The sequence below is a fragment of the Kushneria aurantia DSM 21353 genome (assembly GCF_000382245.1).
Lineage (GTDB): Bacteria > Pseudomonadota > Gammaproteobacteria > Pseudomonadales > Halomonadaceae > Kushneria > Kushneria aurantia.
This window is the reverse complement of record NZ_KB907918.1, coordinates 1-2,974: the sequence shown is the minus strand read 5'-3', so window position 1 is coordinate 2,974 and position 2,974 is coordinate 1. Positions and strand designations below refer to the sequence as shown.

The following is a 2,974-nucleotide window of genomic DNA, read 5'->3' as shown; positions in this document are numbered from 1 at the left end:
GGCGACCAGGCGCGCCGGGAAGACTATCAGTTCCACCGCGCGATCATTGAAGCTGCCCATAATCCTTTCTTTCTCTCCTGTTACGAACCGCTCAGCCAGGAAGCGATCCCGCGTGCGCGTTTGATCGCGACCGAACTGGATACTGCTTCCACGCAGCGCTACCTGGAGATGGTGGCACAGGAGCATGGCGCGATTCTCAATGCCATCCTGGCGCACGACAGCGAGGGGGCACGGGAAGCGGTGGTTTGCCACTTCAGTCGGGCACGTGAGACCTACGCTGCCTATAGATCATGAGTTCAAGCCTACCAAGGACTCCGGGATAGTACGTGGCTCCGGGTCAGCCTTCTCGGCAACGCGAGAGCTGAGCAGGTACTTTCAGCAGGAGGTCTCATTTGACATGCAAATTTGTAGATTGTATAAAATCTACAAACTGATTGTGCCGATTCCTTGAACAATCGAAGAAAGGAAAGCCTTATGAGAATGATGCGTGTCATCGATTCCCATACAGGGGGAGAGCCTACCCGTCTGGTCATGGAAGGCTTCCCGGAACTTACGGGCCGTACCATCGTTGAAATGAGAGATGAGCTGTGTGAACAGCATGACCACTGGCGACGTGCCTGTCTGCTGGAGCCACGAGGCCACGATGTCCTGGTGGGAGCGCTGTACTGTGAGCCTGAATCGGAGGGGGCAATCTGCGGCGTTATCTTCTTCAATAACAGTGGTTATCTCGGTATGTGCGGCCATGGCGTTATTGGATTGGTAACCTCTTTATATCATCTGGGTTATATCGTGCCCGGCGTGCACAAGATTGATACACCAGTAGGGCTGGTCGAAGCCCGACTCCATGAGGACAGCGCTGTAACAGTCCGCAATGTGCCTGCCTGGCGTTATCGCAAGGACGTTGGTATTGCAGTGCCCGGTAATGGCTACCTGCACGGTGATATTGCCTGGGGAGGTAACTGGTTTTTTCTGGTAAGCGATCACGGCCAGCGTCTGACGCTTGATAATGTTGATGTCCTGACCGACTTTACATGTGCCATTCGACAGGAGCTTGAAGCAAATGGCATTACCGGTGAGAGTGGTGCTCTGATTGATCATGTTGAGCTTTTTGGCGATGATGAAGAGACTGATAGTCGTAACTTTGTACTATGCCCGGGCAAAGCTTATGACCGTTCTCCCTGTGGAATCGGTACCAGTGCAAAGATTGCTTGTCTTGCTGCCGACGGCAGGTTGGATGCAGGTGAGTTCTGGACACAATCCAGCACTACAGGCAGTCGTTTTGAGGCGTACTATCAAAATAAAGGGGATTGTATTGTCCCGTGGATCAAGGGGCGTGCCTGGCTTTCTGCTGAAAACACGTTGCTATTCGATGAGGACGATCCCTTTATCTGGGGAATCTCGACGTAATTTCACAATAAACCATTTCATTCGGAACGGCTTTAAAAGGAAGAATGAATTTTATCCACTGTTTGGGGAAGGGCTACAATGAATGACAATATATTTACCGGTTGTATACCTGCTCTTATGACGCCTTGTACGGCCGAGCGTAGGCCGGACTTTGAAGCGTTGGTCAAGAAAGGTCGCGAGCTGATTGAGGAAGGCATGAGTGCCGTAGTTTATTGCGGCTCGATGGGCGACTGGCCATTGCTGGCTGAAAGCGAACGTCAGGAGGGTGTGAGGCGACTGGTTAATGCCGGTATTCCCACGATAGTTGGCACCGGCGCAGTCAATTCACGCGAAGCTATTTCTCACGCTGAACATGCGAGCAAAGTTGGTGCAAGCGGCTTAATGGTTATCCCCCGCGTACTGTCACGCGGTAATTCAGCCGTTGCTCAGAAAGCCCACTTTTCGGCAGTTCTTGAGGCGGCTCCGAATCTGCCGACGGTAATTTACAATAGCCCTTATTACGGTTTTTCTACTCGGGCCGACCTTTTCTTCGAACTGCGCCGTCAGCATCCTAATCTTATAGGCTTTAAAGAGTTCGGGGGTGCTGCCGATCTTCGTTACGCTGCCGAGCACATCACTTCAGGTGATGATGAGATTACGTTGATGGTGGGCGTCGATACGCAGGTCTTTAATGGTTTTGTAAATTGCAATGCTACGGGGGCTATCACGGGTATCGGCAATGTTTTGCCCCGAGAGGTCCTGAGACTGGTTTCGTTCAGCAAGCAGGCGGCCAGAGGCAATTGTCAAGCGCGACGATTTGCGCAGGAGCTTGAGTCCGCTCTTGCGGTTCTTTCCTCTTTTGATGAAGGAGCCGATTTGGTTCTTTATTATAAATATTTGATGATGCTTAATGGGGAAGCAGAGTATCGACTTCACTTCAATGAGACGGATGTCTTGACCCCTTCTCAGCAGCATTACGCGGAAACACAGTACGCGTTGTTTCGTGAATGGTATGCCCAGTGGCCGGGCAATAATTCCAACTCATGAAGTCAGGAACAATTCATGAAGCCAGGAAAATGTACCGATTATTTTCGGATCAGAAGTTCGGGGGACACCCCGAATAACATGACATCGACCGGGAGTCAGATATGCAACTGACAGGCGAACTTCTTATCGGCCAGCACGCCATCAAGGGCGCCAGCGAACCGCTGCACGCCCTCAATCCGGCGACCGGCGAGACGTTGGAGCCGGCCTATGGCGGCGGCACCGCCAACGAGGTCGAGCAGGCCTGCGCGCTGGCGTGGGCAGCATTCGACAGCTATCGCGAAACCGGGCTCGAGGAGCGGGCGCACTTTCTCGAAACCATTGCCGATGAGATCGAGGCGCTGGGCGATGCCCTGATCGAGCGTGCCGTGGCCGAGAGCGGCCTGGCCCAGGGGCGCCTTCAGGGCGAGCGCGGGCGGACCTGCAATCAGCTGCGGCTGTTCGCCCGGGTCGTGCGTGACGGCGAGTGGCTCGATGTGCGCGTCGATCCGGCCATGCCCGATCGCCAGCCGATGCCGCGCACCGACCTGCGCCAGCGGCATAT

General features: G+C 54.0%; 4 protein-coding genes. All 4 read left to right on the top strand.

Going from position 1 to position 2,974, the window contains the following annotated elements:
- A partial coding sequence (locus tag H146_RS0117980) for a FadR/GntR family transcriptional regulator (RefSeq protein ID WP_019953260.1) occupies positions 1-294 on the top strand: 294 nt, incomplete at its 5' end.
- A 180-nt stretch (positions 295-474) separates the two neighbouring features.
- The gene (locus H146_RS21115) at positions 475-1,407 is read left to right on the top strand and encodes a 4-hydroxyproline epimerase (RefSeq protein ID WP_083920961.1); all 933 of its coding nucleotides are present in this window, start codon (positions 475-477) and stop codon (positions 1,405-1,407) included.
- Between the two features lie 78 nt (positions 1,408-1,485).
- Entirely contained in the window at positions 1,486-2,433 is a 948-nt protein-coding gene (locus tag H146_RS21110; RefSeq protein ID WP_083920959.1) for a dihydrodipicolinate synthase family protein, read from the top strand.
- A 101-nt stretch (positions 2,434-2,534) separates the two neighbouring features.
- Positions 2,535-2,974: aldehyde dehydrogenase family protein (locus tag H146_RS19935; RefSeq protein ID WP_033195877.1), on the top strand; the 440-nt coding region annotated here is incomplete at its 3' end.